The organism is Azospirillum griseum (assembly GCF_003966125.1).
Lineage (GTDB): Bacteria > Pseudomonadota > Alphaproteobacteria > Azospirillales > Azospirillaceae > Azospirillum > Azospirillum griseum.
This window is the reverse complement of the sequence record NZ_RXMA01000003.1, coordinates 44,658-71,248: the sequence shown is the minus strand read 5'-3', so window position 1 is coordinate 71,248 and position 26,591 is coordinate 44,658. Positions and strand designations below refer to the sequence as shown.

Sequence of the window (26,591 nt, the reverse complement as noted above, 5' to 3'; positions counted from 1 at the left end):
CCTGCCATGACCGCCCCCGTTCCGCCCGTCGCCTCCGCCGTTGCCGCGACCGATCCGGCCCTTGTCGAGGCGCGCAAGGCCCGCGCCGCCGCGTGGTTCGCCAGCCTGCGCGACCGGATTTGCGCCGGGTTCGAGGCGCTGGAGGACGAGTTGACCGGGACGCACGCCGATCTGCCCCCCGGCCGATTCGAGCGCAAGAGCTGGACCCGCCCCGATCACGAGGGCGGCGAGGGCGGCGGCGGAACCATGGCGGTGATGAAAGGCCGGGTGTTCGAGAAGGTCGGCGTCAACATCTCCGTCGTCCACGGCGTGTTCAGCCCGGAATTCCGCGCCAACATCCCCGGCGCGGCGGACACCGGCGAATTCTGGGCGGCGGGCATCAGTCTGGTGGCGCACATGCGCTCCCCCCTGGTCCCGGCCACTCACATGAACACCCGCCATCTGGTCACGACGAAAAGCTGGTTCGGCGGCGGGGCCGATCTGACGCCGATGATCCCGGACGATCAGGACACGGCGGATTTCCACGCCGGTCTGAAGGCCGCCTGCGACCGCCACGACCCGGATTATTACGCGAAGTACAAGGAGTGGTGCGACCGCTACTTCTTCTTGCCCCACCGGAATGAGGCGCGCGGCGTCGGCGGCATCTTCTTCGACGGCCTCGATTCGGGGAATTGGGAGGCGGATTTTGCCTTCACCCAGGATGTCGGGACCGCCTTTTTCGAGACCTACGCCGATCTGGTCCGTCGCCACATGAACCGCCCCTGGACGGCGGAGCAACGCGAACACCAGCTCATCCGCCGGGGCCGCTATGTGGAGTTCAACCTGCTCTACGACCGGGGAACCACCTTCGGCCTGAAGACCGGCGGCAACACCGAAGCCATCCTGATGAGCCTGCCGCCGGAGGTGAAGTGGCCGTAAACTTCGGGGCGGGGGTGAATGTCCACAACAGAACTGAAAATTTTGGTGTTGAATCGGCTCTAATATGGAAAAGTAAGCCGTTTCTAGGAGTGAATGGTTATCTGCCTGCGCGTCGGGCAACGCTGCTTCCCAAAAGTACGGACGAGCGAGATATTAACAATATAGATTTGCATTTGAGGAAGAAGACACATAGGTTCATGATATGTCAGCCAATCAAGAACACCATTACCTTCCTCAGTGTTACCAGCGCGGATGGACCGGCGGTGATGGGAAGTTGTTTGTTTACAAGTGGGTACGCAGTAGAATTGAGTGCAAAAGAAGGTCGCCAAAATCAACTGCCTGGACTCCTGGACTGTATTTTGCTCCCGGACTTCCTCCCAATTTAAAAAATGTATTAGAAGACGAGGTGTGGAGACGCATTGATCAATGGTTAAGCGATGGATTGGAAGTATTACGATCCAATGACGTTAATGATATTGAGAAAATTGACAAATCTTGCTGGTCTGTAGTCATTACGGCTATGATTTTTCGTAACCCATCAATGATAAAATATATCAATGATCAGGCAAATAGGCATATTCTTGAAATGATTAAGAGGTGCGGATTTGAAAAATACCGTTCCAGTGATGAGCCGGATTCTCAAGAAAGATTCGAGAATTTTCCAATACAAGATGGAATGTTAAATATTTCTGTGCAATCTATTTTACGAATTATTATAAACTCTGGTATTTATCAGCAAATTTATTCAATGAAGTGGGGTGTTGTAAATATTGATCTAGACTTTTGTTCTATAATCACATCAGATAATCCAGTAACCATATATTCTGGATTAAAACAAGATGATGGTTTTCTTGTTTTTCCCATAAATAAGGATAGATTTTTCATTGCCTTCAACGATAATCACAACAAATCAGAGTCGTCAATGATGAAATTATTCACGTCAAATAATTTTGTTAGAATAATCAACAAAAGAGTAATTGAGCAAAAATATTGCTACGTTTATGCATTTGACGATAGTATGACAGATTTTATTAATAATAATTTTAAGGAATAGCCTTGCATAAATTTCATCAATGTCGCTAAAAATTTTTTAATTTTGGCAGTTCCTGGCTCTACAGCCTGCTTGTTTTCGAAGGGCGAGAAAAACGCAGGTTGGCGTCAAGCTTCAAACGCCCCAAAACCCCGCGCTTGGTCCAGGCAGGCCGCGCGGTCGGCCTGGAAATCCCCGGCGATCCACCACGCCTCCACCCGTTTCAGCAGCGCGCCCAGCGCCGGGCCGCGCTCCACCCCCAGCGCCAGCAGGTCGCGCCCGGCGATGGGCAGGCGCAGGGTCGGCAAATCCGCCGCCACCGCCAGGGCGGCGCGCGGATCGGCGAGGTCGAGCGGTCCGGGGGCGTCTGTGGCGGCCAGCAGAACGAGATCCTGGTAGAGCGCGGCATCGCCCACGCGGTAGAGGGCTTGGCGCAGCGCGGTGCCTTGGTGTTCGGTGGCGTGGATCGGCAGGGCCACCGGCGGTTCGGTCAGGGCCGCCAGCCGGTCGCGCTCCGGGTTGGACAGGCGCAACCGCTCGGCCACGCGCAGCGACTCGGCGCGGTCGGCGTCGAGAACGGCGGCCAGACGGCGGGTCGGGTCGGCGGGGATGCCGAGGTCATGCTCCAGGCGGGCCAAGCGGGCCAGGCGATGGGTGCGGGTGGCGCTGGGCAGCAGGTGGGTCATCACGCCGTGATCGATCATCAGCCGCCAGACCTCTGCGGCGCTGTTGGCGGCGGCGTCCGGGGTGGTCAGCAGGCGGAACAGCTCGCCGCGCACCCGTTCCCCCGACAGGGTGGGCAGGCGGGGGGCGAGCGCGACGCAGGCGGCCAACGCGTCGGCGTCCGGCGCGCCGCGCCCGTAATGGGCGTAGAAGCGGAAGAAGCGCAGCAGGCGCAACACATCCTCGGTCACGCGGCGCATGGCGTCGCCGACGAAGCGCACCCGCCCCGCCGCCAGATCGGCCAAGCCGCCGAACGGGTCATGGACCACGCCGTCGGCGGTGCAGCTCAGGGCGTTCATGGTCAGGTCGCGGCGGGCGGCGTCCTCCTCCCAATCGTCGGTGAAGACGACTCGGGCGTGGCGGCCGTCGCTGTCCACATCCCGGCGCAGGGTGGTGATCTCATAGGGTTGGCCGTCCGACAGCGCCGTCACCGTGCCATGGGCGATGCCGGTGGGGATGGCGCGCAGCCCGGCGGCGGTCAGCAGCGCCATCACCCGGTCGGGCGGGGCGTGGGTGGCGATGTCGATGTCCTTCACCGGCCGCCCCAGCCACGCGTCGCGCACGCAGCCGCCGACAAAGCGCGCGTCGGCCCCGCCAGCGGCGAGCGCGGCGAACACCGCCCGGCTGGCGGGCGCGGTCATCCAGGGTTGCGGGTCCAGGCGGGCGGCGGCGGTCATGGCCCGATCCTGCCCGGCGGCGGCGGACTTCGGCAAGCTGCTCGTCAGCAAACTGGTCTGCGGCAAGATGGTGCCCGCACTCAATCGGCCCGTTCCAGCGCCCCGCCCAGCGTCACCCCCAGCGCGTCGCGCAGGTTCACCAGCATCCCGGCGGTCGCCCCCCAGATGAAGCGCTCCTGATAGGGGAAGACGTAAAAGAAGCGGTCCTTGCCGAGAAAGACCCGGCTGTGCCGTTGCGGGTTGTCGGGGTGCAGGAAGACCGACAGCGGAACCTCGAACACCTCCGCCACTTCGACCGGGTCGGGAGCGAGCGTGAAGGGGGGTGAGACCAGTCCGACGACCGGCGTCACCCGGAAGCCGGTGCGGGTCACATAGGTGTCGAGCCGCCCGATGATCTCGATCCGCTCGTGCGACAGGCCGATTTCCTCCGCCGTTTCGCGCAGGGCGGCGGCCTCGGCGGAGGGATCCTCCGGCTCCAGCCGTCCGCCGGGGAAACTGATCTGCCCGGCGTGGGCGCTCAGCGTCGTCGTGCGCTGGGTCAGGATCACCGTCACCCCGTCCGCCCCCCGGTCCACCAGCGGGACCAGCACGGCGGCGTCGCGCAGCGCCGGGGTGTGCGCCGGGTTGGAATCGGGGGCGAAATCGGGGTTCAGATCATGGTCGCCGCGCAGGCCGCGCGCGCCCCGGCCCGCCGCCAGACGGCGGCGGATTTCGGTCAAACTCAGGGCCGTCACGATCCTGTCGGTTCCGGTCATTCCTCCGGCAGCGTCCCCAGCGCGAAAAACACCCCGTTGCTCCATACACCCACCTCGGACTCGCCGGATTCGGTGGCGCGGGCGTCGCTGCGCGCCACCATGTCGTAAAACACGGGCCGCGCGATCCGCGCCTCCAGCCCCTTCGACGCAACAATGTAGGGCGTCGGCTCCCCGCTGTCAGGGTGCACGGCCACACGGATCGGGTGATCGGGGCCGGCCGCCACCCATTGGTCCAGATTGGTGCGGAAGGACAGGGCCTGTTCGGCCCCCTCACCCGCCACCGTCATCTCCACGGCGACGAAGGGCGCGTCCTCCACCCAAATCCGGCCATGCTCGACCGGGGTCATCAGCCAGTAATCGCCAACCGCGTCGCGTTGCAGGATGGTGGCGAACAGCTTGGCCAGCTCGATCCTGTGGATCGGCTCGCCGTTGTGGAACCATGTGCCGTCGCGGGCGATGCGGATGTCGTAGGCCTCCTCCCCCGGCAATCGGTCGGGCAGAGGGGGGGCGCCGACCGGCGGCGTCAGCGCGGCCCGCCGCGCCGCGCGCGCCTCGTTCGCTGTGTCGTCGCCGCTGGTCATGCCGTTCCATCCCTTGCGTGTTTTTTTGGGTCGCTCCGCTGCGTATTTTCGCCACACTCGGGGCGCAGGTCCACTAGAGTTGATGGGGTGGGGTGCGGCAGCCCCCGGATCGCCAGACAGAGGAGCGCCAGACGTTGAACGCATCGGAGATCCCGCACAGCCTGTCATCGACGATGGCGGAGGACCCCCGCCGCCTGCTGGCCGAGATCGAGGAGCTGGGCGCGCGGCTGGCGGAGGTGCGGGCGGGCGTGGCCCGGATCATCTTCGGTCAGCAGGAGGTGATCGACCGGACGCTTGTCACCCTGCTGGCGGGCGGCCATGTGCTGCTGATCGGCGTGCCGGGGCTGGCGAAAACCCGGCTGGTCGAAACGCTGGGCGCGGTGCTGGGGCTGGGGGAAAAGCGCATCCAATGCACGCCCGACCTGATGCCCGCCGACATTCTGGGGTCGGAGGTGCTGGAGGAAAGCGAGAGCGGCCGCCGCTCCTTCCGCTTCCTGCCCGGCCCGGTGTTCAGCCAATTGCTGATGGCCGACGAGATCAACCGCGCCAGCCCGCGCACCCAATCGGCCCTGTTGCAGGCGATGCAGGAGCATCGCGTGTCGGTCGCCGGGCACTATCACCCGCTGCCGCAACCCTTCCACGTCCTGGCCACCCAGAATCCGTTGGAGCAGGAGGGGACCTATCCGCTGCCCGAGGCGCAGCTTGACCGCTTCCTGATGCAGATCGACGTCGATTACCCCGACCGCGACGCCGAACGCCGGATGATGATCGCCACCACCAGCGCCGACAGCGCCCACGCCCGCCCGGTGCTGTCCGCCGACGACCTGCTGGCGGCGCAGAGGCTGGTCCGCCGCCTGCCGGTGGGCGACGCGGTGGTGGACGGCATCCTCGATCTGGTCCGCCGGGGCCGCCCCGACAGTTCCGAGTTGGAGGCGGTGCGCCGTCACGTCGCCTGGGGGCCGGGGCCGCGCGCCAGCCAGGCGCTGATGCTCGCCGCCCGCGCCCGCGCCGTGCTGGACGGTCGGCTGTCGCCCTCGCTGGACGATGTGCTGGCGCTGGCCAAGCCGATCCTGAAGCACCGCATGGCGCTGAATTTCGCCGCGCGGGCCGACGGGGTGACGCTCGACGGCATCATCGACCGCCTGTGCGAACCGTTGGCCTGATCCCGCGCCCGATCCAAAAGCCCCCATCCGAAAGCCCGCGCCCCGTGCCCCAGCCCCCCGGATCCCCCAACCCCCTGCACGCCCGCCACCGGGCGGAAGCGCTGTCGGCGGCGCTGCCGCCGCTGCTGGTGGCGGCGGAGCGGGTGGCGGCGACGGTCGCGCCCGGCGTGCATGGCCGCCGCCGGGTCGGGCTGGGGGAAAGCTTCTGGCAGTTCCGCCGCTACCAGAGCGGCGATTCCCCGGCGATGATCGATTGGCGGCAATCGGCCAAATCCCAACCGGTCTATGTCCGTGAAAACGAGTGGGAGGCGGCGCAAAGCGTCTGGCTCTGGCGCGACCGCTCGCCCTCGATGGAGTTCCGTTCCGCGCCCGGCCTGCCGACCAAGCGCGAGCGCGCCGACCTGCTGCTGCTCGCCACCGCCGTGCTGCTGGCGCGCGGGGGGGAGCGGATCGCCCTGCTGAACTCCGGCGTCCGCCCCGACCATGGCAAGGCGGCGGTGGATCGGCTGGCCCGGCTGATGACCGATCCACAGACAGCCAGCGACGCCGATCCCCTGCCACGCCCTGAGTCCCTGCCGCGCCACGCCCAAACCCTGCTGATCGGCGATTTTCTGGCCCCGCTGGACCGCATCGCCGCCACCGTAGCGGCGCTGAGTGGGCAGGGGCTGCGCGGCCATCTGCTGCAGGTGCTGGATCCGGCGGAGGAAAGCCTGCCCTATGAGGGCCGCGTCGCCTTCGATGGGATGGAGGGGGACGGGCGGTTGCTGGTCCCGCGCGTGGACGCCATCCGCGACGCCTACCGCGCCCGGCTGCAGGCCCAGCGCGACGGGCTGGCGGCGCTGGCGCGCGGTGTGGGCTGGAGCTTCGCCACCCACCGCACCGACCGGCCGCCGACCAGCGCGCTGCTGGGTGTGTGGAGCGCCTTGGCGCGGGAGGTTCCGTGACCCACACTCTTTCCCGGCCTCTCCGCCGTTTCCTCCTTCCCGCAACCCCGTAAGACGCGCCGATGCTGGGTCTTGGACCGATCGCCTTTGCCGCCCCCTGGGTTCTGACCGCGCTGGCCGCCTTGCCCGCGCTGTGGTGGCTGTTGCGCCTGACGCCCCCGGCGGCCAAGCGGGTGCGCTTTCCAGCGCTGCTGCTGCTGCGCGGCCTGATCGTGGCGGAGGAAACCCCGGCGCGCACACCCTGGTGGCTGCTGGCGCTGCGGCTGCTGCTGACCGGTCTGGTGGTTCTGGCGCTGGCGGGGCCGTTGCTGAACCCGCGCGCCGCCCTGCCCGGCGCTGGGCCGCTGCTGCTGGTGGTGGACAACGGGTGGGCGTCGGGGCGCGATTGGCCCGCCCGGCGGCAGGCGATGGAGGCGCTGATCGCCCAGGCCGAACGGCAAAGCCGCCCGGTGATCCTGCTGCCCACCGCCCCGCTGCCCGGCGGGGAGGCCCGCCCGCCCGCCCTGGCCGTGCCCGCCGCCGAGGCCCGGCGCCTGGCCCAGGCGTTGGAACCGTTGCCCTGGCCGACCGACCGCGCCGCCACCCTGGCGTCCGTGCGCGCCCTGACCGCGCAGGGGGCGATCCAGGGAACGGCGCACGCGGTGTGGCTGGCCGATGGGGTGGGCGACCGTTCCGCCCGCGCGCTGGCCGAAAGCCTGCAGCGGCTGGGGGCGGCGGAGATCCTGGATGATTCGGCGGACAAGCCGCCCCACCTGCTGCTGCCCCCCGCCACCGAGGGCAACGCCCTGGTCGCGCGCGTCCTGCGCGCCGACGCCGCCCGGCCCGATCCGGTGACGCTGCGGCTCTCCGCCGCCGACGGGCGGTTGCTGGCCCGTGAGACCCTGGTGATGGAGGTTGGCCAGAAGGCCCGCGACCTGCGGCTCGACCTGCCGACCGAATTGCGCAACGACGCCGCCAGCCTGCGAATTGAGGGCGACACCACCGCCGGGGCCACGGTGCTGCTGGACGAGCGCTGGCGTCGCCGCCCGGTCGGGCTGGTGTCGGGACGGCCGGAGGGCGAGAGCCAACCCCTGCTGTCCGATCTGCATTACCTGGACCGCGCCCTGTCGCCCTACACCGAGGTGCGGCGCGGCACGACGGCGGAGCTGTTGAAACGCGATCTGGCCGTGCTGGTCCTGTCCGACGTTGGCGCGCTGACCGGGGTGGAGGCGCAGAGCGTCGATGGCTGGGTGCGCAAGGGCGGGGTGCTGCTGCGCTTCGCCGGGCCGCGTCTGGCCCAGCACGCCGATTCCCTGATTCCCGTGCGCCTGCGGGTGGGCGACCGCGCGCTGGGCGGGGCGCTGTCCTGGTCGGAACCGGCCAGCCTGCAACCCTTCCCCGCCAAGTCCCCGTTCGACGGGCTGGCGGTCCCCCCCGACGTGACGGTGAACCGGCAGGTGTTGGCCGAACCGGCGCTCGATCTCGCCGAACGTACCTGGGCGCGGCTGGCCGATGGCACGCCGCTGGTCACGTCCGAACGGCGCGGCGACGGCTGGCTGGTCCTGGTCCACACCACCGCCAGCCCCGATTGGTCCAACCTGCCGCTGTCCGGCCTGTTCGTCGACATGCTGCGCCGGGTGCTGGCGTTGAGTGGCGGCGTGGCGGGCGGAAGCGGTGCGGGGGGCGGGGCGGCGCTGGAGCCGGTCAGCCTGCTGGACGGGACCGGGCGTCTGGTCGCGCCGACCGCCACCGCCTTTCCCATTCCCGGCAATGCGGCGGCGGACATCGTCGGGCCGCGCCATCCGCCCGGCTTTTACGGTGGGGAGGAACGCCGCCGCGCCGTCAACCTGTCCCCGGCCATCGCCGGGTTGGAGCCGCTGGGGCCTTTGCCGACTGGCGTGGCCCGTTCCGGCTATGGCGGGCGGGGCGAGCTGGCGCTGAAACCGGCGCTGCTGGCCGCCGCGCTGGCGCTGTTGACGGTCGATCTGGTGATCGCGTTGGCCCTGCGCGGGCTGTTGATCCCGGCGGCGTGGCGGCGGCGCGGCGGGGCGGTGGCCGGGCTGCTGCTGGCGCTGGCGCTGTTGATGCCAGACGTGGCCCGCGCGTTGGAGATCGATCAAGCGGTGAAGGTCACGGCGGAAACCCATCTCGCCCATGTCCTGACCGGGGACGGGGCCGTGGACGACACCGCGCGCGCCGGGTTGGAGGGGCTGGCAGCGGCGCTGAACCTGCGAACGGCGGTGGACGCCATGGGCGTGGTCGGCGTCGATCCCGAACGCGACGAGCTGGCCTTTTACCCGCTGCTCTATTGGCCCGTTTCGGATCGTCAAGGTTCCTTGTCCGACGCCGCAAGGTCGCGGGTGAACGCCTATCTGCGCGGCGGCGGGGCGATCCTGTTCGACACCCGCGATCAGGCGGCGGGCGGCGGATCGCGCGTGTTGCAACGGCTGGTCGATGGGCTGGACATTCCGCCGCTGGCCCCGGTCCCGCCCGACCATGTGCTGCGCAAGTCCTTCTATCTGCTTCAGGATTTTCCGGGCCGCTCCACCGGATCGGACCTGTGGATCGAGGCGCGGGAGGGGCGCGGCAACGACGGCGTGTCGCCCGTGGTGATCGGCGGCAACGATTGGGCGTCGGCCTGGGCGGTCAACCGCAACGGGCAACCGATGTTCGCGGTCGTTCCGGGTGGCGAACGGCAGCGTGAAACCGCTTATCGTTTCGGAGTCAATCTGGTGATGTACGCGCTGACCGGCAATTACAAGGCCGATCAGGTCCATGTCCCCGCCATTCTGGAAAGGCTTGGCCAATGAGTCCCGCCGATCCCTGGTCGGGCGCGTCGATCGCCTTCGCCCCGCTGCTCCCCTGGGGCCTGCTGGTCCCCCTGGTCGGGGTGGCGATTCTGGTTGTGCTGGTTGCGCTGCTGCGGCGGGCGCGGGGGGCGGGCTGGCGGCTGCTGGCGGCGCTGGTGCTGGCGCTGGGCTTGGCCAACCCCTCCCTGATCCAGGAAAAGCGGGAGCCGATCAAGGATGTCGTCGTCGTCGTCGTTGATGACTCGCCCAGCCAGTCCATCGGGCAGCGGCGGGCGCGAGCCGAATGGGCGCTGGCCGATCTGACCGCCAAGCTGAAAACCGCGCCGGACCTGGAACTGCGCGTCGTGCGCGCCGGGGGGGATGAGAGCGGAACGATCCACGAAACCCATCTGTTCGACGCGCTGAACCGCGCCATGGCCGACGTGCCGCGCCGCCGCATGGCCGGGGCGGTGTTGATCACCGACGGGCAGGTGCACGACATTCCCGACCCGGTCAGCAAACTGGCGGGCATCGGACCGGTTCACACCCTGCTGACCGGCGACCATGACGAGGGCGACCGCCGCATCGCCATCGTCCAGGCCCCCAGCTACGGCCTTGTGGGCAAATCGGTCGATCTGACCATCCGGGTGGACGACATGCCGGGCCGCCAATCGCCCGACGCGGCGGTGACGCTGCGCCAGGATGGCGGGGCGGGGCGCCGCTTCCGCGTGCCGGTCGGGCGCGATTTCCGCATCGACCTTGCCATCACCCACGGCGGCCAGAATGTGTTGGAACTGGAGGTGGAGGCGGCGGCGCAGGAACTGACCCTGGCCAACAACCGCGCGGCGGTGGTCGTGAACGGCGTGCGCGACCGGCTGCGGGTGCTGCTGGTGTCGGGAGAGCCGCACGCCGGGGAACGGACGTGGCGCAATTTGCTGAAGGCCGACCCGGCGGTCGATCTGGTCCATTTCACCATTCTACGCCCGCCCGAAAAGCAGGACGGCACGCCGATCCGCGAATTGTCGCTGATCGCCTTCCCGATCCGCGAATTGTTCGAAGTGAAGCTGGACGAGTTCGACCTCATCATCTTCGACCGTTACCGGCGGCGCGGTGTGCTGCCGCAAATGTATCTGGAGAACATCGCCGACTACGTCCGCAAGGGCGGGGCGTTGCTGGAGGCGTCGGGGCAGGGCTACGCCTCGCCGCTGTCGCTGTACCGCACGCCGCTGGGGTCGATCCTGCCCGCCGCCCCCACCGGGCGGACGCTCGACCAACCGTTCCGCCCGCGCGTGACCGACACCGGACGCCGCCACCCGGTGACGGCCGATTTGCCGGGCGACCGGATCGACGGCGAACCGGCCTGGGGGCGTTGGTTCCATCAGGTCGCGGTCACGCCCAACAGCGGCACCGTGGTGATGCAGGGGGCCGACGGTCACCCCCTGCTGGTGCTGGACCGGGTGGGCAAGGGCCGGGTGGCGCAATTGGCCTCCGATCAGATTTGGTTGTGGAGCCGTGGTTTCGAAGGCGGCGGCCCGCAGGCCGAACTGCTGCGCCGTCTGGCTCATTGGCTGATGAAGGAACCGGAGCTGGAGGAAAACGACCTGCGCACGCGGGTGGATGGCAACCGCATCACCGTGGAGCGCCGCGCGTTGGAGCCGGACCCGCGCCCGGTGACGTTGACCACCCCATCGGACGAAACCAGCCCGCTGACCCTGACCGAAGACGCCAGCGGCCACGCCACCGCCACCGTGCTGGCCAAGGCACCGGGAATTTACCGGGTGTCGGACGGCACGCGCACCGCTTTGGCGGTGGTCGGCACGGTCAACCCGCCCGAGTTGGCCGACGTGCGCGCCACCGGCGACCGGTTGAACCCGGTTGCCAAGGCCACGCGCGGCGGCGTGCATTGGATCGTGGACCACCAGACCGGCCCGCGCGCTGGTTTGGACATCCGCCGCACCAACCCCGACCGCGACCAAAGCGGCCCGACCTGGATCGGCCTGCGCGCCAACGGCGATCACACGGTGACGGGCGTGACCGACACGCCGCTGGTTCCGGTGCCCGCGCTGCTGGTCCTGGCGCTGGGGGCGCTGGCCTGGGGGTGGCGGCGGGAAGGGCGCTGAACCGTCCGTGCGGAGAGCGCCGAAAAAAATGCGTGAACGCAATCAAACACCTGTTGCGTTCCCCATCGCTTCCGACTATGGTGCCGCTCCCGCCGGTGATTGAACTTCACCGTGTCGGTTGGGGCGTCGCCAAGCGGTAAGGCAGCGGTTTTTGGTACCGCCATTCCCAGGTTCGAATCCTGGCGCCCCAGCCATTTATCTCATTGAAAAAATAAAAGATTTTCCGATCATCGCTGCGCAGAAACTGCGTGCGCTGATCTGTGTGATTTTGTGCATGGGCCCGTTGGAAATCCTCACTTTGCAAATTTGAAGCACAGTTTCCTGTGCACGTGAGCCGGTCTATGTTTTGCCGAACATGCGCCCCTTCAAGGCGACCTGCACCGCGCACCACTGATGGGGGCGCGGTGCGGTGTCTGTATGGGGGGTTGCCCGTGGTTTTCCGGTGTCAGGGCGCAGGCGCGGTGGTTTCCGGGGCTGTTACGAAATTCTGAAGCGGCGGCGGGCGGCGATCAGGGAGGCGAAGCTCATCGCCGCCAGAACCATCAGGTAATAGCTGGGCGACAGCTTGCTGCCGGTGACGTCGGTCAGCCAGGTCATGGCCAACGGCCCCAGCCCGCCGAACATCGTCACCCCCAGATTGTAGCTGAAGGACAGGCCGGTGGCGCGGGTGGCGCGGGGGAACAGGTCGGACATCAGGGCGGGCAGCGCGCCGAAATAGACCGACTTCAGCGTTGCCAACCAGATCACCACGCCGATGATGACCATCGCCGTCGGGTTGGCGGTCAGCAGCAGGAAGCAGGGGAAGAAGGACACGAACAGCAGCGCCGACGCCACCAGCATGGCCCGCGTCCGCCCCAATTGGTCGGACATGTGGCCGACATAGGGCGTCAACACCGTCAGGATGATCGCCCCGGCAAAGGTGCTGGTGTAGCCGATGGTCGGTGTCAGGCCCAGTTGTTTGACCGCGTAGGTCGGCATGTAGACCAGCAGATAATTCACCGCCGTGGAGATGATGAGGCAGCCGATGGCGACCACGACGTTGAGCTTTTGCGAGGCGAACACGGTGGCGACCGCCGCGCGTTCCGATCCATGCGCATGGTCGTTGGGGTCGGCGGGCGGCTCATCGAGGTGGCGGCGGATGTACAGGCCGACCGGGCCGACCAGCAGGCCAAAGGCGAAGGGCAGACGCCATCCCCAATCCTGCAAGGCGTCGGCGGGCAGGTAGACGGTCAACAGCACGCCGAACAGGGCGGCGAGCGCGCTGCTCAGGCCCTGGCTGGCGAATTGCCAACTGGCGATGTAGCCGCGCCGGTCGGGCGCGTGTTCGACCAGGAAGGCAGTGGCGCTGCCGAACTCGCCACCGGCGGAAAAGCCCTGGATCAGACGGGCCACCAGTATGCCCAGCGGGGCGAAAACACCGATGCTGGCGTAGGTCGGCATGACGGTGATCATCGCCGTGCCCAGCACCATCAGCAGGATGCAGGCCAGCATCGCCGCCTTGCGCCCGACCCGGTCGGCGTAATTGCCCAACACCAGCGCGCCCAGCGGACGGGCAAGGTAGGAGATGGCGAAGGTGCCGAAGGCCAGCAGCAGCCCCACCGTTTCATCGGCGGCGGGAAAGAACGCCTTGGTGATGTAGAGCGCGAAAAATCCGTATACCGCGATGTCGTACCATTCCAGCGCGTTGCCGATGGAGGTGGCGATCAGCATGCGGGTCAGGTTGAACGGCTTCCCGGTGCCGTCAACATTGGCCGCTGCGTGCGGTGTGGTGGCCGTCCCTGTGGTCATCTGTCGAAGTCTCCCCGATGATCGGCTGTCGATGGCGGCGGCGGTCCCTTTTGCGGGTTTTGCCGCTTGTTCGGCGTTTGCTCGTTGCCGCCGCGTCCCTGTTGGGTCGTGTTGGTTTGGTTGGTTACGCGCGGTGCGGTGGAATCTCTCCCAAATCCCAGAACAGCCCGGCCATGATCCGCAGCGCCTCGTCCGCCACCGGCATCAGCAGATGCTCGTTGGGGGCGTGCTGGTTGCAGCCGGGGTAGGAATGGGGAACCCACAGGGTGGGCAGCCCCAAATCCACCGCGAAACAGTCGTTGGGCAGCGACCCGCCGAAATTCGGCAGCAGCGCCACCGGGCGGCCCGTCGTCCGCTCCATCGAGGCGGTGGCCCAATGAACCCACGGGTCGTCCAGGTCCAGCCGGGTGGCGGTCGCCATCACGTCCACCCGCACGGCGACGTCGTCGAAACCATGGGCGGCCAGATGGGCCTTGACCGAATCCTCCGCCCCGGCGGTGTCGGTGCCGACGACGAAGCGCAGTTGCAGCACGGCTTCGGCCTTGCCGGGGATGGCGTTGACCGGGCGCTGGGTGTTGCCGGCGGAAAAGGCCAGCACCTCCAGCGTGTTCCAGCCATAGACCCGCTCGGCCGGGGACAGGCCGGGTTCGCCCCAGCCTTCGGCGATCTCCGGTTCGTCGGGGCCGGGCACCACCGGGATGTCGGCCAGCGCGCGGCGCACGGTGTCGGGCATCGGGGCCGGGCGCAGACCATCGACCAGGATGCGGCCCCGCCCATCGACCAGGCAGGCGATGGCGGCCGCCAACCGGGTGGCCGGGTTGACCAGCAACCCGCCCCAATTGCCGGAATGATGCCCGCCGGGCCGCAGATCCAACGTCAACCGGATGTTCAGACCGCCGCGCGCGCCCAGAAACAGGGTGGGGCGGTCGGCGGCGACGCGCGGCCCGTCGGAACTCAGCATCACATCGGCCTTGAGCTGGTTGCCCCGTTCGCGGCAGATCGCTTGCAGGTCGGGAGAACCGATCTCCTCCCCCATTTCCAGCAGAATCTTGAGGTTGAAGCCGACCTTGCCCCGGCGCGCCTTCAGCACGGCGGCGAAGGCGGCGAGATTCAGGCTGTGCTGTCCCTTGTTGTCGGCGCTGCCCCGGCCATACAGGCGATCCCCGCGCACCGTCGCGCGCCAGGGCGACAGGCCGTCGGCCCACCGCTCGTCCATGCCCGGCACGACGTCGCCGTGGCCGTACATCAGCACGGTGGGGCGGCTGGCATCCTCGTGGCGTTCGGCGATCAGGAACAGGTTGCGGCTGTCGCCCGACACCCGGCGGATGTCGGTGGTGAAGCCCAGCGCGTGCAGCGTTGGCGCGATTTCGTCGGCGAGATAGCCGTACAGCGGCGCGGGGTTGCCCGCCGTGCTGTCGGTCTGGTGGGCGATGCGCCGGTCGAGGTCGGCGAGGAAGGAGCCGTCGGTCAACGCCGCCGCCGCGTCGGTCAACACGGCGTGACGTAAGGCGTCGGTGGGTGCGCCGCGATCCATGCGCAAACTCCTGTGTGCGGGGTGGCCGCTTGCAAAAGGGGCGGGCGGAAGCCGGGCGGGAGGCAAAGCGGAGCCGCCGCCACCCGCCGGTCCCGGGCTGCGCCGCGCGCTTTGACATCACTGGCTTGCTGAACAAGGGTGATTGTGGGTGACAATCGGCGATGATGACAATTTCAATATTCTCAAGCACGCTTTGACTTTTCAGCAAACCGGGGACCGACCATGCTCAGCACCGCCCTGCGCTATTTTCTGGAGGTTGCCCGCACGGGATCCCTCAGCGACGCGTCGGACCGCCTGCACGTCACCGTGTCCGCCGTCAGCCGCCAGATCGCCAAGCTGGAGGATCAGATCGGCGCGCCGCTGTTCGAACGGCACCCGCGCGGGATGCTGCTGACGGCGTCCGGCGAGTTGCTGGCCGATTACGCCCGCCGCAGCGCGTTGGAGGCCGAACGGGTGGCGGTGGAGCTGCGCGAGGGGGTGGGGCTGCGCAAGGGCGCGGTGCGCATCGCCGCGTCCGACGGGGTGGCCCTGATCGCCGTGCGCGCCATCCGCGCCTTCCAGGCCGAACACCCCGACGCGGTGGTCGATCTGACCGTCGCCGCGTCCGACGCGATCGTAACCCAACTGCGGCAGGGGGAGGTGGATTTGGGGCTGGTCTACACCTGGTTGCCCGAATCCGATTTGCGAATCGAGAAAAGCTGGTCCACCCACACCTGCCTGTTCATGCGGCGCGATCACCCGCTGGCGACGCGGGCCAGCGTGACGATTGAGGACCTGCGCGGGGTCAAGCTGGCGCTGCCCACCCACAACACGATTGCCCGCGTCGTCGCCCTGCTGCGGGTGGACGAGCAGACGATGGGGGCCAGCACCTTCACCTCCAACTCCTTCACCATCATCCGCGATTGGGTCCAGGCGGAGGGGGCGGTGGGCATCGCCAGCGACATCGCCATCCGCAGCCTGAACGATGATCTGTTCGTCACGGTCCCCTTTGCCGAACCCGATCTCTACAAACGCACGGTCCAGCTGTACGGCAGCGGTGGGCGCATTTTGTCGGGCAGCGGCATGATGCTGCGCAACATGCTGGTCGCGGCGATGGACACGGCGGCGGTGGCGTGACGCCCGGCGGTTTTTCGCTGGACAGGGTGGCGTGACGCGGGTAAGGACAAAAACAGGTGGTGCAAACGATCGCTGGTTGTTGGCCGGTCTCCGACACCAGGGTTGCCACCGATACCCGCTTCCGCGTTCGCAGCGGTGCCGCCTTTTGCGCGCCGTTGTCCCGTGGCCTGAATGGAGCAGGCAGACCGATGACCGATTTCCAGAAAACCCGCGCCCGCTTCCGCATCCCGGACGGCGTGATCTATCTCGACGGCAATTCGCTGGGGCCGCTGCCGCTGGGGGTGGAGGAGCGGGTCGCCCGCACCGTCGCCCAGGAATGGGGTGGCCAGCTCATCCGGGGCTGGAACAGCGCCGGGTGGATGGTGCAGCCGCGCCGGGTCGGCGACCGCATCGCCCGCCTGATCGGGGCCGCCCCCGGGACCGTGGTCATGGGCGACACCCTGTCGATCAAGGTCTATCAGGCCTTGGCCGCCGCGCTGGCGATGCGCCCCGACCGCCGGGTGATTCTGTCCGACAGCGGCAATTTCCCGACCGATCTTTACATGGCCGAGGGGCTGATTGACAGCTTGGGCCAGGGCCACAGCCTGTGCGTGGTCGATCCCGAGGCGGTGGAGGACGCCCTCACCGACGAGGTGGCGGTGCTGATGCTGACCCAGGTCGATTACCGCACCGGGCGGCTGCACGACATGGCGGCGCTGACCGCCAAGGCTCACGCGCTGGGCGTGGTGACGGTGTGGGATCTGGCCCATTCGGCAGGCGCGCTGCCGGTCGATCTGGCCGGGGCCGGGGCGGATTTCGCCGTCGGCTGCACCTACAAATATCTGAACGGCGGGCCGGGTGCTCCGGCCTTCATCTATGTGGCCCCGGCGCACGCGGATTGCGCCAAACCGGCCCTGTCGGGCTGGATGGGCCACGCCGCCCCCTTCGCCTTCGATCCATCCTACCGTCCCGGCGAGGGTGTGGAGCGGATGCGCGTCGGCACCCCGCCGATCCTGGCGCTGGCGGCGCTGGACGCGGCGCTGGACGTGTGGGACGGTGTGGACATTCAGGACATCCGCCGCGCGTCCATCGCGCTGTGCGACCTGTTCATCGAGCGGGTCGAGGCGGCCTGTCCGGCGCTGGTTCTGGCCTCCCCGCGCGACAGCGCCCGGCGCGGCAGCCAGGTGTCCTTCCGCCACCCGCAGGGCTACGCAATCATGCAGGCCCTGATCGACCGGGGGGTGATCGGCGATTTCCGCGCACCCGACGCCCTGCGCTTCGGCTTCACCCCGCTCTACATCGGCGAGGCCGAGGTGCTGGCGGCGGTGGAGGTGTTGAAACAGGTGATCGACGGCGCGCTGTGGGACCGTCCCGCCTATCACGAGAAGGCGATTGTCACATGAGCAAGCCCTATGATCCCGCGACCGAAGGCGCGCAGATGGCCTTCGACGGCCGCATGTCCTACGGCGATTATCTGCAACTGGACCAGATCCTGGGGGCGCAGCACCCGCGTTCCACCGCGCACGACGAGATGCTGTTCATCATCCAGCACCAGACGTCGGAGCTGTGGATGCGGCTGGCGATCTACGAGATCCACGCCGCCCGCGCCGCCATCCGCGCCGACCAATTGTCGCCCGCCTTCAAGATGCTGACCCGCGTGGCCCGCATCTTCGAACAGCTCAATTCCGCCTGGGACGTGCTGCGCACGATGACGCCCAGCGAATACACGCGCTTCCGCGACGATCTCGGCCAATCCTCCGGCTTCCAATCCTACCAGTACCGGGAGATCGAGTATCTGCTGGGCAACCGCAACGGGGCGATGCTGCGGCCGCACGCCCACCGCCCGGAGATCCTCGCCCGGCTGGAGGAGGAGCTTGCCCGCCCCAGCCTGTACGATGAGGCGCTGCGCCTGCTCGCCCGCAGCGGCATCGCCGTCCCGGCGGAGGTGCTGGAGCGCGACGTGCGCGACACCCACCAACCCCATGATGGGGTGACGGAGGCGTGGCGGCAGGTCTACCGCGATCCCGAACGCCATTGGTCGCTGTATGAGCTGGCCGAAAAGCTGGTGGATTTCGAGGATTACTTCCGCCGCTGGCGCTTCAACCACGTCACCACGGTGGAGCGGGTGATCGGCTTCAAGCGCGGGACCGGCGGGACCGGCGGCGTCTCCTACCTGCGCAACATGCTGGCGGTGGAGCTGTTCCCGGAACTCTGGCGCGTCCGGACCGTGCTGTAACGGTTTTGTGGGAAAGGGTGTTCCGATGATCGGGTTGCAGTCCATCAACGATTGGGATGACGCCTACAGCAACAGCGCCCACATTCCGGGCAGCGGCGGTTATCTCACCAGCTGGCCGGAACAGGCGACGGCCTTCCGCGCGGCGATGACAACGGCGGGGCGGGCGGTGCTCGACCAGCCCTATGGCGATCACGAGCGGGAGCGGTATGACCTGTTCCTGCCGGACGGGGCGGTGCGGGGAACCATCCTGTTCGTCCATGGCGGCTATTGGATGGCCTTTGACAAGAGCGTGTGGTCGCATCTGGCGGCGGGGCCGCTGGCGCGCGGCTGGGCGGTGGCGCTGCCCAGCTACACGCTGTGCCCGCACAGCCGCATCGGCGGCATCACCGCCCAGATCGGCCGGGCGGTGGAGGCGGTCGCCGCGCGGCAGGCCGGGCCGCTGCGGCTGACCGGCCATTCCGCCGGCGGGCATCTGGTCAGCCGCATGGCCTGCGCTGACGCCCCGCTGCATGCTGCGGTGGCGGAGCGGGTGACGGGGGTGGTGTCGATCAGCGGCCTGCACGACCTGCGCCCGCTGATGGCCACCCGCATGAACGACACCCTGCGGATCGACGAGGCGGAGGCGTTGGCCGAAAGCCCGGCCCTGCTGCGCCCGCGCGCCGACACCCGCATCGTCTGTTGGGTCGGGGCGGCGGAACGGCCGGAATTCGTCCGGCAGAACGATCTGCTGGCCAATGTCTGGCGCGGGTTGGGGGCGGCGACGGCGGCGGTTCAGGCCCCCGACCGCCACCATTTCGACGTCATCGACGCCTTGACCGATCCGGCATCCGCCCTGGTGGACACGCTGTTGGCGGACTGAGAACGAGCGAAAGAGAACGGGGGGCGGTTTGGAAAAGCCGCCCCCCGTTCGTATTTGTCCGGGTTTCTGCTGTCTTGCTTTACGTGTGGCTGGCCGACGCCATCACCCCGCCGATGCCGACGAAGGTCCCGCCGGTGATGCGGTTGAACCAGCGGCCATGGCGCGACAGCCACGGCGCGATCCGCTGCGCCATACCCGCCAACACCAGTTCATAGCAGAATTCGGTGAAGGCGAAGGTCCCGCCGAGAACGGCGAACTGCATCCAAAAGGACGCGCCGGGAATCATGAATTGCGGCAGGAAGGCGGCGAAGAAAATCAACGCCTTCGGGTTCGACACCGCGACCAGGAAGCCTTCGGCGAACAGGCGGACCGGGCCATGCTGCGGCCCGCCGCCGTCGCCCGCCTCGGCCGACACGCTGGCCGCCGGGGTCCGCCACAGCCGAACGCCGAGATAGACGAGGTAGGCGGCACCGATCCATTTCGCGATGGTGAAGGCGGTTTCCGACGCCGCCAGCAGCGCCCCCATCCCGGCCAGCGACGCCGCCACCAGAACCAGGAAACCAACCACCCCGCCCAGCACCGTGGCGATGGTGCGGCTGAAGCCGTAACGGACGCCGTGCGTCAGCGACAGCAGGCCGTTCGGCCCCGGCGTCAGGGACAGGCCGATGGCGGCGAACGCGTACAGGAACCAGAGGTCAAGCGTCACGACGAACCACTCCCGGTGTGGAAAGGAGGATGCGGAAAGGGCGGACGCAGTCTGCCACTCTCGTCAACACTCCGCCAGCCATCCGTTTGGCGGTTCTGGATGGTGCCGCAGGCCTCAGTCGGTCCCCATCGCGGCGAAATGGGCGCGGATGCGCTCCGGGTCTGGCTCCACCCCGGTGAACAGGCGGAACGCGTCGCTGGCCTGGAACACCGCCATGCCGCCGCCGTCCAGCGTGCGGCAACCGCGCGCGCGGGCCTCGCGCAGCAGCGCGGTTTCCAGCGGGAAATAGACGATGTCGGCCACCCACAGGCCGCTGTGCAGCAGATCGGCGGGCAGGGGCAGGCCGGGAAACTTCGCCATGCCGGTCGGGGTGGCGTGGATCAGGCCGTCGGCCTGCGCCACCGCCGGGGCCAGATCGGTGATCGCGTCCGCCCGCCCGTCGCCGAACCGGGCGTTGAGCTGGTCGGCCAAGGCCGCCGCGCGCGCCGGGTCGGCATCGAACAGGCTCAGCCGCTCCACCCCCAACCCGAGGGCGGCGTGGGCGACGGCGGCCCCGGCCCCCCCGGCCCCCAACAGCACGACGCGGGCGCGCGGCGCGTCGGCCAAGCCGCGCCGGAAGCTTTCGGCGAAGCCCGAACAGTCGGTGTTGTGGCCGATCCGCCGCCCGTCGCGCAGCACCACCGTGTTGACCGCGCCAATCGCGCGGGCGTCGTCCGACAGCTCGTCCAGCAAGGGAATCACCGCCTGCTTGCACGGGTAGGTGATGTTCAGCCCGGTGAAGCCCATCCGCTCCGCCCCCGCCAGCAGATCGGGCAGCGCGTCCACGCCCACCCCCAACCGATCCAGGTCGATCAGGCGGTAGATGTAGCGCAGCCCCAACGCGTCGGCTTCCTGCTCGTGCATCGGCGGGGTGCGCGACGCCTGGATGCCGGCACCGATCAGGCCGACGATGATGGACGGGGCGCGAACGCGGGCGGTTTGCGGTGCGTGGGTCATGATGGTCGTCTTTCCGTAAAAGCCCGAGGAAGCCCGTCGGAACACAGGGTCGGAGTCAGTCGAGGTAGCGTTCGGGCCAGCGGTCTTCCCGCAACTGCGCCTGGATCGCCATGCGCACCGGGGCGTTGACCGCGCCGAACTGGCGGTAATCGCCGCGCCGCTCCACCACCTCGAAAAAGAAACGCTCGTCAAAGCTGTCGGTGTAGGCGTGGAGGAACTCGCCCGCGCCGTCGCGGTCGTAGAGCAGCTCGCGCCGCTTCAGCCCGTCGAGCGCGTCGTCGTCCAGCGGGTGTTTGACCGCGAGATCGTCGTAATAGTTGGCCGGGATCGGCAGGAAGGGCACGCCCGCCGCCAGACCGCCTTCCACCACCGGGGCGATGTCGGGGCTGGCAAAGGCGATGTGATGCACGCCCGCCCCGGCGGTGGCCCCGACAAACCGCCCGGTCGCCGTCCGGCGGCTTTCGGAGATGTTCAGCGGCAACCGCACCCCGCGTCCCGGTGCGGCGTCGGGGCTGACCAGCGCCCGGCTGCGGATCAGGCCGTAGGGGTCGGGCAACTCCCACAGCCCATCGGGCAGGAAGCCGAAAACGGTGCGGTAGAACAGGACGAACCCATCCATCCGCCCGAAGGGCAGGGCCTGGGCGATGTGGTCGATGCCGGACAGGGTGCCGGTGGCCGGGCTGTCCGCGTCGTCGGCCCCCGGCAGCAGGTGGAAATCATCCTCCCAGATGCTGCGCCCGGCGGGGTCGTCGTTGACCAGATAGATCAGTGTGCCGTCGGGCGCGCGCAGCGCCGGGATGCGGCGTTCGCCTTCGCCGACGCGCTCGCGCCAGAACAGGCATTTCAGGGCGCTGGCCCGCTCCATCGTGCGCTGCGCGTTGTCCACCCGGAAGGCCATGGCGCAGACCGAGGGGCCGTGCATCTGGAAATGCTCCGACGCCGCCGAATCCTCCTCGCCGTTCAGCACCAGATTGACCCCGCCCCGGCGGTAGAGATCGACCGCCTTGGAGCGGTGATGACCGGCGTGACGGAAGCCCAATTGCCCCAGCAACCGGGCCAGCGCCGCCCCGGTCGCCGCATCGACGGCGAATTCCAAGAACTCCACCCCGTCGCACTGCGGGGCGGCGGGCAGGCCGGGGCCATAGCCCGCCTCCGCCTCCGCGTGGATGAGGGAACGCAGGCCGTCCAGCGCAGTCAGCCGGGCGGGCGCGGCGCGGAACTCGTCGTTGAACACCTCCAGCGACAGCGGGCCGCGATAACCGGAGTCCAGAACCGCTTTCAAAAAGCCCGTGACCGGCAATTGCCCCTGTCCGGGGAAGTTGCGGAAATGGCGGCTCCAGGACAGCACGTCCATCGACAGCTTCGGCGCGTCGGCCAACTGCACGAAGAAGATCCGCTCGCCCGGCAGATCGGCCAATCCAGCAAAGTCATCCTCCAGCGCCAGCGTGTGGAAGCTGTCGACGATCAGGCCCAGGGCCGGATGGTCGGCCCGCTGCACGATGTCCCACGCCTGACGCCAGCGGTTGACGTGGCGGCCCCAGGCCAACGCCTCGTACCCCACGCGCAGGCCCCGGCGCTGGGCGCGTTCGGCCATCTCCGCCAGATCGGCGGCGGCACGGGCGGGGTCGTCGATGGCGTGCGGCTGCACGTTCGAACAGACCAGCACCAGATCGGTGCCCAGCGCCTCCATCACGTCGAACTTGCGTTCGGCGCGGTCGAGGTTGCGGGCGCGGATCGGGTCGGGCATCGCCTCGAAATCGCGGAAGGGCTGGAACAGGGTGATCGCCAGCCCCAGCCCGTCGGCGATGCGGCGCACGTCGGCGGGCGATCCGTCGAAGGTCAACAGGTCGTTTTCGAAGATCTCCACCCCGTCAAACCCGATGGCGGCGGCGGCCTCCAGCTTTTCCGGCAGGGTCCCGCTGAGGGAGACGGTGGCGATGGATTTCACGAAAGGCGGGGTGGGCATGGCGGTCTCCGCTGGCCGTCTGTGGACCGGGTGCGCGGCGGGTCAGGCGTGCGCCGCCCGCGCGTCGATCAGGTGGGCGACGCGGCGCAGCGCCAGCCCATAGCCCTGGGTGCCGAACCCGGCCATCACCCCATCGGCCCGCGCCGAGACGAAGGAGTGATGGCGGAAGGGTTCGCGTTTGTGGACGTTGGAGATGTGCAACTCGATCACCGGCCCGTCGAAGGCGTTCAGCGCGTCGAGGATGGCGACGGAGGTGTGGGTGAAGGCGGCGGGGTTGATGACGATCCCGCCCGCGTCCTCGCGCGCCTCGTGGATCCAGTCGATCAGCTCATACTCGCGGTTGCTCTGGTGGAAGCGCAGCGACAGGCCGAGGTCCCCGGCCAGCGCGCGGCACTCGGCCTCCACATCGGCCAGCGTGGCCCGCCCGTAAATCTCCGGCTGGCGCTTGCCCAGCAGATTCAGGTTCGGCCCGTTCAGAATGTAGACAAGGCGGCTCATGCGATCTCCTGCCGGGGCTGGATCGGTCGGGGCGAAACGGATGGATCGGGGAAAGGAACCCGACGTGCGGCTCAGTGGTGGGCGAGGATCTCGCCGAGGAAGCTGCGGGCGCGCGGGTGGGTCGGGTGGCGGAAGAAGCTTTCCGGGTCGGCCTGTTCCAGGATCTGGCCGTCGGCCATGAAGATCACGCGGTCGGCAACCTGCCGGGCAAAGCCCATCTCGTGGGTGACGCAGACCATGGTCATGCCGTCGCGGGCCAGCGACACCATGGTGTCCAGCACCTCCTTGACCATTTCGGGATCAAGCGCGGAGGTCGGTTCGTCGAACAGCATCACCTTGGGTTCCATGCACAGCGCGCGGGCGATGGCCACGCGCTGCTGCTGCCCGCCCGACAGTTGGGCCGGGTATTTGTGGGCGTGTTCGGCGATGCGCACCCGTTCCAGAAAGCGTTTGGCGGTGGCTTCGGCGGCGGCGACCGTCACCCCGCGCACCCGCATCGGAGCCAGCGTGCAGTTCTGCAACACGGTCATGTGCGGGAACAGGTTGAAGTTCTGGAACACCATGCCGACCTCGCTGCGCACCGCGTCCACGCTGCGCGTGCTGTCGTCCAGCCGCACGCCGTCCACGGTGATCCGCCCGGATTTGATGGTTTCCAGATGGTTGATGCAGCGGATCAGCGTGCTCTTGCCCGACCCGGACGGGCCGCACAGCACGATCTTTTCCCCCCGCCGCACCGACAGGTTGACGTCGCGCAGGGCGTGATAGGCCCCGTACCATTTGTTGACGTCCTCCATCACGATCAGGGGCGCGTCGGCGGCGTGGGGGGCGTCAACGGTGTGGGTGGCGGTGGACGGCATGGCGCGGGTGTCCTGGACGAAAGGGGGGCACGAAAGGGGGCGCGAAGCGGACAAGGCTCAAGCGCGGAGAGTGTCCGCGCCGTCGGTGGCGCGGACACCCGGCGCAGGATCAGCTCACCGTGAAGGGGATGCCCTCCAGCGAGGTCGGGAATTCGGGCGGCTGGAAGCCCATCCAGGTTTGGTAGACCTTGGCCAGCTCGCCGTTCGCTTTGATGGTGTCGATGAAGGCGTTGACCGTCTCGTTCCATTCCTTCTGTCCCAGACGGGTGCCGGCCCCGTTGTATTGCCGCACGAAGTCCAGCTTGCGTTCATAGGCACCGGGCTGCGACTTGTTCAGGCGCTGCGGGTAGAACTGGTTGGCCCCGACCGCCTGCACCTGACCGGACAGCAGCGCCTGAATGGTGGCTGCGTCGTCGTCGAAGCGGCGGATCGTCGTGCCTTCCGGGGCGACCTTGGTGACGGCGGTGTCCTGCGCGCTCGACCGGGCGACGCCGATGGCGAAGTTCTTCATGTCGGCGGGGGTGGTGATCGCCGTGCCCTTGGCCGCCACCAGGATGATGTCGTTGGCGGCGTAGGGCTTGGAAAACTGGATCGACTTGGCGCGGTCGGGGTACATGCCCATGGTGGCGAACAGGATGTCGACGCGGCCCGTCACCAGGGCGGGAATGCGGTTGGCCACCGCCGTCGGCACGAACTCCACCGGCAGGCCCAGTTGCTTGCCGAACAGCTTGGCGATGTCGGCGTCAAACCCCTCCTGCACGCCCTGGGTGTTGACGAAGCCCCACGGCGCGTTGTCGCCCTGGATGCCGACGACCAGCTTGCCCTTGCTCTTGATGTCGGCGAGCGACTGGGCGACGGCGTTGCGCGGCAGGCCCAGAATGGCCGGGGCGGCGAGCGCGGCGAGGCCAGCCCCCAGAACGCTGCGGCGGGACGGGCGGAAAATCGGCGTGTCGGTCATGATGGCGCTTCCTCGTGGTTTTTCTGTTGCGGGGTGACAGCAAGGAACAGGAACAGCGAACAGGGATGGCGAACAGGATCAGCGGGCGGTGGCGCGGGCGATCCGGCCTTCGATGCGCGAGCCGTAGAGCGACAGCGGCCAGCACAGGGCGAAATACAGCGCGCCGACGACGGTGAAGACGAGCAGCGGGGCGTAGGTCTGGTTCGACACGATCTGACCGGCGCGGGCCAATTCGATGAAACCGACGATGGCGGCCAGCGAGGTCCCCTTGATGAGCTGGACCAGAAAGCCGATGGTGGCGGGGAGCGCGATGCGCAGCGCCTGCGGCAGGATCACGTCGCGCATCCGGGGCACGTAATGCAGGCCCAGGGCGCGGGCCGCCTCGAACTGGCCCTTGGGCAGCGCCTCGATCGCGCCGCGCCAGATTTCACCGAGAAAGGCGCTGGCGTGCAGGGTGAAGGCGATGGCGACGGCGACCCAGGCGGGCAGCATCAGCCCCATCAACCCCAAGCCGTAATAGATGACGAAGAGCTGCATCAGCAGCGGCGTGCCCTGGAACAGCGCGATGTAGCCGCCGGTGATCCGCCGCAGCGGCTTGGAGGTGGAGACGCGCGCCAGCGCCACGCCCAACCCGCCGATCCCCCCGCCGACAAAGGCGATGGCCGCCAGCAGCACCGTCCATTTCAGGCCCTGGATCAGAAAACCCAGTTCGCCCAGACCGAATGTGGTTCCCATCGCGGCCGCTCCTATCGGGTCGGGTAGTTGAAGTAGCGGCGGGAGAAGACCGAGAAACCGGTCATCATCAGCCAGGAAATCGCCAGATAGAGGCCGGTGATGGTGAAGTAGACCTCGAAGCTGCGGAAGGTGTCGGACTCGATCCGCTGGGCGACGGAGGTCAATTCATAGGCCGCGATGGCCGAACAGATGCTCGATGTCAGAGTCAGCATGATGAATTGGCCGGTCAGCGACGGGTAGATCGCCCGCAAGGCCGGTTTCAGCACGATCATGCGGAACACCTGCCCCTTGTGCAGGCCCAGCGCCAGACCGGCTTCGATCTGCCCCTTGTCGATGCTTTGCACCCCGCCCCGGATGATTTCGATGGCGTAGGCCCCGCCGTTCAACCCCAGGGCCAGGATCGCCGTGACCGTCGGGTTCAGGGTCAGGCCGATGTGGGGCAGGGCGAAGAACAGGAAGAAGATCTGCACCAGAAAGGGCGTGTTGCGGATCAGCTCGACAAAGCCGATCACCAGCCCGCGCAGCCAGCGTTGGTTCGATCCCCGCGCCACCACCCCGGCCACGCCGATGACCAGCGCCAGGCTCATGCCGGACTGCGCCAGGCCGATGGTGGCCAGACACCCCCACAGCAGGGAAGGCAGCGCGTCGATGACGACGCTGAAGTCAAGCGTATAGCCCAAAGGC

23 protein-coding genes and 1 tRNA gene are annotated in these 26,591 nt (G+C 68.0%); 11 read left to right on the top strand and 13 right to left on the bottom strand.

The genetic code is table 11. The features are described from left to right. The first annotated feature begins 6 nt into the window (after positions 1 to 6). Together hemF and EJ903_RS04790 are read left to right on the top strand one after the other, a co-directional pair. Complete coding sequence (gene hemF / locus EJ903_RS04795; RefSeq protein WP_126612669.1) at positions 7 to 918, top strand: oxygen-dependent coproporphyrinogen oxidase; 912 nt, start codon at positions 7 to 9, stop codon at positions 916 to 918. A 202-nt stretch (positions 919 to 1,120) separates the two neighbouring features. Further along, positions 1,121 to 1,972, top strand: a complete 852-nt coding sequence (locus tag EJ903_RS04790; RefSeq protein WP_126612667.1) for a DUF4238 domain-containing protein — start codon at positions 1,121 to 1,123, stop codon at positions 1,970 to 1,972. 104 nt (positions 1,973 to 2,076) lie between these two features. Here the strand turns inward: EJ903_RS04790 and EJ903_RS04785 are convergent, their stop codons facing one another. Genes EJ903_RS04785 through EJ903_RS04775 form a run of 3 tightly spaced genes read right to left on the bottom strand, consistent with a single transcriptional unit; the run spans position 2,077 to position 4,684 of the window. Continuing rightward, positions 2,077 to 3,384, bottom strand: a complete 1,308-nt coding sequence (locus tag EJ903_RS04785; RefSeq protein ID WP_342772056.1) for a CCA tRNA nucleotidyltransferase — start codon at positions 3,382 to 3,384, stop codon at positions 2,077 to 2,079. Positions 3,385 to 3,428: 44 nt separating this feature from the next. Then, on the bottom strand, positions 3,429 to 4,103 hold the full coding sequence (locus tag EJ903_RS04780; RefSeq protein ID WP_246015193.1) for a CoA pyrophosphatase: 675 nt from the start codon (positions 4,101 to 4,103) through the stop codon (positions 3,429 to 3,431). Further along, positions 4,100 to 4,684: a DUF1285 domain-containing protein gene (locus EJ903_RS04775; protein WP_126612663.1), complete on the bottom strand. Its 585-nt coding sequence runs from the start codon at positions 4,682 to 4,684 to the stop codon at positions 4,100 to 4,102. Before EJ903_RS04775 ends, EJ903_RS04780 begins: the two co-directional genes overlap by 4 nt. Before the next feature lie 173 nt (positions 4,685 to 4,857). On the opposite strand from EJ903_RS04775, the gene EJ903_RS04770 reads away from it, so the two are divergent. The 5 genes from EJ903_RS04770 (at position 4,858) to EJ903_RS04750 (ending at position 11,873) form a co-directional block, all read left to right on the top strand. After that, positions 4,858 to 5,847 (top strand): AAA family ATPase, encoded by a 990-nt coding sequence (locus EJ903_RS04770; RefSeq protein WP_126613042.1) that lies wholly within the window; start codon positions 4,858 to 4,860, stop codon positions 5,845 to 5,847. Between the two features lie 44 nt (positions 5,848 to 5,891). Next, complete coding sequence (locus EJ903_RS04765; protein WP_126612661.1) at positions 5,892 to 6,791, top strand: DUF58 domain-containing protein; 900 nt, start codon at positions 5,892 to 5,894, stop codon at positions 6,789 to 6,791. A 62-nt stretch (positions 6,792 to 6,853) separates the two neighbouring features. Then, complete coding sequence (locus EJ903_RS04760; RefSeq protein ID WP_126612659.1) at positions 6,854 to 9,580, top strand: DUF4159 domain-containing protein; 2,727 nt, start codon at positions 6,854 to 6,856, stop codon at positions 9,578 to 9,580. Then, positions 9,577 to 11,679: a hypothetical protein gene (locus EJ903_RS04755; protein ID WP_126612657.1), complete on the top strand. Its 2,103-nt coding sequence runs from the start codon at positions 9,577 to 9,579 to the stop codon at positions 11,677 to 11,679. The genes EJ903_RS04760 and EJ903_RS04755 overlap by 4 nt, the downstream gene beginning before the upstream one ends. Before the next feature lie 119 nt (positions 11,680 to 11,798). Continuing rightward, positions 11,799 to 11,873: transfer RNA gene (locus EJ903_RS04750), tRNA-Gln, on the top strand. Between the two features lie 283 nt (positions 11,874 to 12,156). Here EJ903_RS04750 and EJ903_RS04745 read toward each other — a convergent pair. Together EJ903_RS04745 and EJ903_RS04740 are read right to left on the bottom strand one after the other, a co-directional pair. Beyond that, positions 12,157 to 13,467: an MFS transporter gene (locus tag EJ903_RS04745; RefSeq protein ID WP_126612655.1), complete on the bottom strand. Its 1,311-nt coding sequence runs from the start codon at positions 13,465 to 13,467 to the stop codon at positions 12,157 to 12,159. A gap of 124 nt (positions 13,468 to 13,591) precedes the next feature. Beyond that, the gene (locus EJ903_RS04740; protein ID WP_126612653.1) at positions 13,592 to 15,001 is read right to left on the bottom strand and encodes a M20 family metallopeptidase; all 1,410 of its coding nucleotides are present in this window, start codon (positions 14,999 to 15,001) and stop codon (positions 13,592 to 13,594) included. A 222-nt stretch (positions 15,002 to 15,223) separates the two neighbouring features. Between EJ903_RS04740 and EJ903_RS04735 the strand changes: the two genes are divergently transcribed. The 4 genes from EJ903_RS04735 (at position 15,224) to EJ903_RS04720 (ending at position 19,191) form a co-directional block, all read left to right on the top strand. Continuing rightward, positions 15,224 to 16,117, top strand: a complete 894-nt coding sequence (locus EJ903_RS04735) for a LysR family transcriptional regulator (protein WP_126612651.1) — start codon at positions 15,224 to 15,226, stop codon at positions 16,115 to 16,117. A gap of 188 nt (positions 16,118 to 16,305) precedes the next feature. Beyond that, positions 16,306 to 17,499 (top strand): kynureninase, encoded by a 1,194-nt coding sequence (gene kynU / locus EJ903_RS04730; protein WP_126612649.1) that lies wholly within the window; start codon positions 16,306 to 16,308, stop codon positions 17,497 to 17,499. Further along, on the top strand, positions 17,496 to 18,332 hold the full coding sequence (gene kynA / locus EJ903_RS04725; RefSeq protein ID WP_126612647.1) for a tryptophan 2,3-dioxygenase: 837 nt from the start codon (positions 17,496 to 17,498) through the stop codon (positions 18,330 to 18,332). The genes kynU and kynA overlap by 4 nt, the downstream gene beginning before the upstream one ends. Positions 18,333 to 18,357: 25 nt before the next feature. After that, positions 18,358 to 19,191 (top strand): alpha/beta hydrolase, encoded by an 834-nt coding sequence (locus tag EJ903_RS04720; RefSeq protein WP_126612645.1) that lies wholly within the window; start codon positions 18,358 to 18,360, stop codon positions 19,189 to 19,191. 79 nt (positions 19,192 to 19,270) lie between these two features. Here the strand turns inward: EJ903_RS04720 and EJ903_RS04715 are convergent, their stop codons facing one another. From EJ903_RS04715 to EJ903_RS04680, 8 genes are all read right to left on the bottom strand, one after another. Further along, a complete protein-coding gene (locus EJ903_RS04715; protein WP_126612643.1) occupies positions 19,271 to 19,897 on the bottom strand; it encodes a LysE family translocator in 627 nt (208 codons plus the stop codon). 114 nt (positions 19,898 to 20,011) lie between these two features. Next, a complete protein-coding gene (locus tag EJ903_RS04710) occupies positions 20,012 to 20,893 on the bottom strand; it encodes a shikimate dehydrogenase (RefSeq protein WP_126612641.1) in 882 nt (293 codons plus the stop codon). Positions 20,894 to 20,948: 55 nt separating this feature from the next. Continuing rightward, positions 20,949 to 22,859: a bifunctional sugar phosphate isomerase/epimerase/4-hydroxyphenylpyruvate dioxygenase family protein gene (locus EJ903_RS04705; protein WP_126612639.1), complete on the bottom strand. Its 1,911-nt coding sequence runs from the start codon at positions 22,857 to 22,859 to the stop codon at positions 20,949 to 20,951. Between the two features lie 42 nt (positions 22,860 to 22,901). Continuing rightward, complete coding sequence (gene aroQ, locus EJ903_RS04700; RefSeq protein ID WP_126612637.1) at positions 22,902 to 23,357, bottom strand: type II 3-dehydroquinate dehydratase; 456 nt, start codon at positions 23,355 to 23,357, stop codon at positions 22,902 to 22,904. 71 nt (positions 23,358 to 23,428) lie between these two features. Then, a complete protein-coding gene (locus EJ903_RS04695; RefSeq protein ID WP_126612635.1) occupies positions 23,429 to 24,214 on the bottom strand; it encodes an amino acid ABC transporter ATP-binding protein in 786 nt (261 codons plus the stop codon). A gap of 109 nt (positions 24,215 to 24,323) precedes the next feature. Next, positions 24,324 to 25,172 (bottom strand): transporter substrate-binding domain-containing protein, encoded by an 849-nt coding sequence (locus tag EJ903_RS04690; protein WP_126612633.1) that lies wholly within the window; start codon positions 25,170 to 25,172, stop codon positions 24,324 to 24,326. A gap of 78 nt (positions 25,173 to 25,250) precedes the next feature. Continuing rightward, the gene (locus EJ903_RS04685; protein WP_126612631.1) at positions 25,251 to 25,907 is read right to left on the bottom strand and encodes an amino acid ABC transporter permease; all 657 of its coding nucleotides are present in this window, start codon (positions 25,905 to 25,907) and stop codon (positions 25,251 to 25,253) included. 11 nt (positions 25,908 to 25,918) lie between these two features. After that, positions 25,919 to 26,591: amino acid ABC transporter permease (locus EJ903_RS04680; protein WP_210211377.1), on the bottom strand; the 673-nt coding region annotated here is incomplete at its 5' end.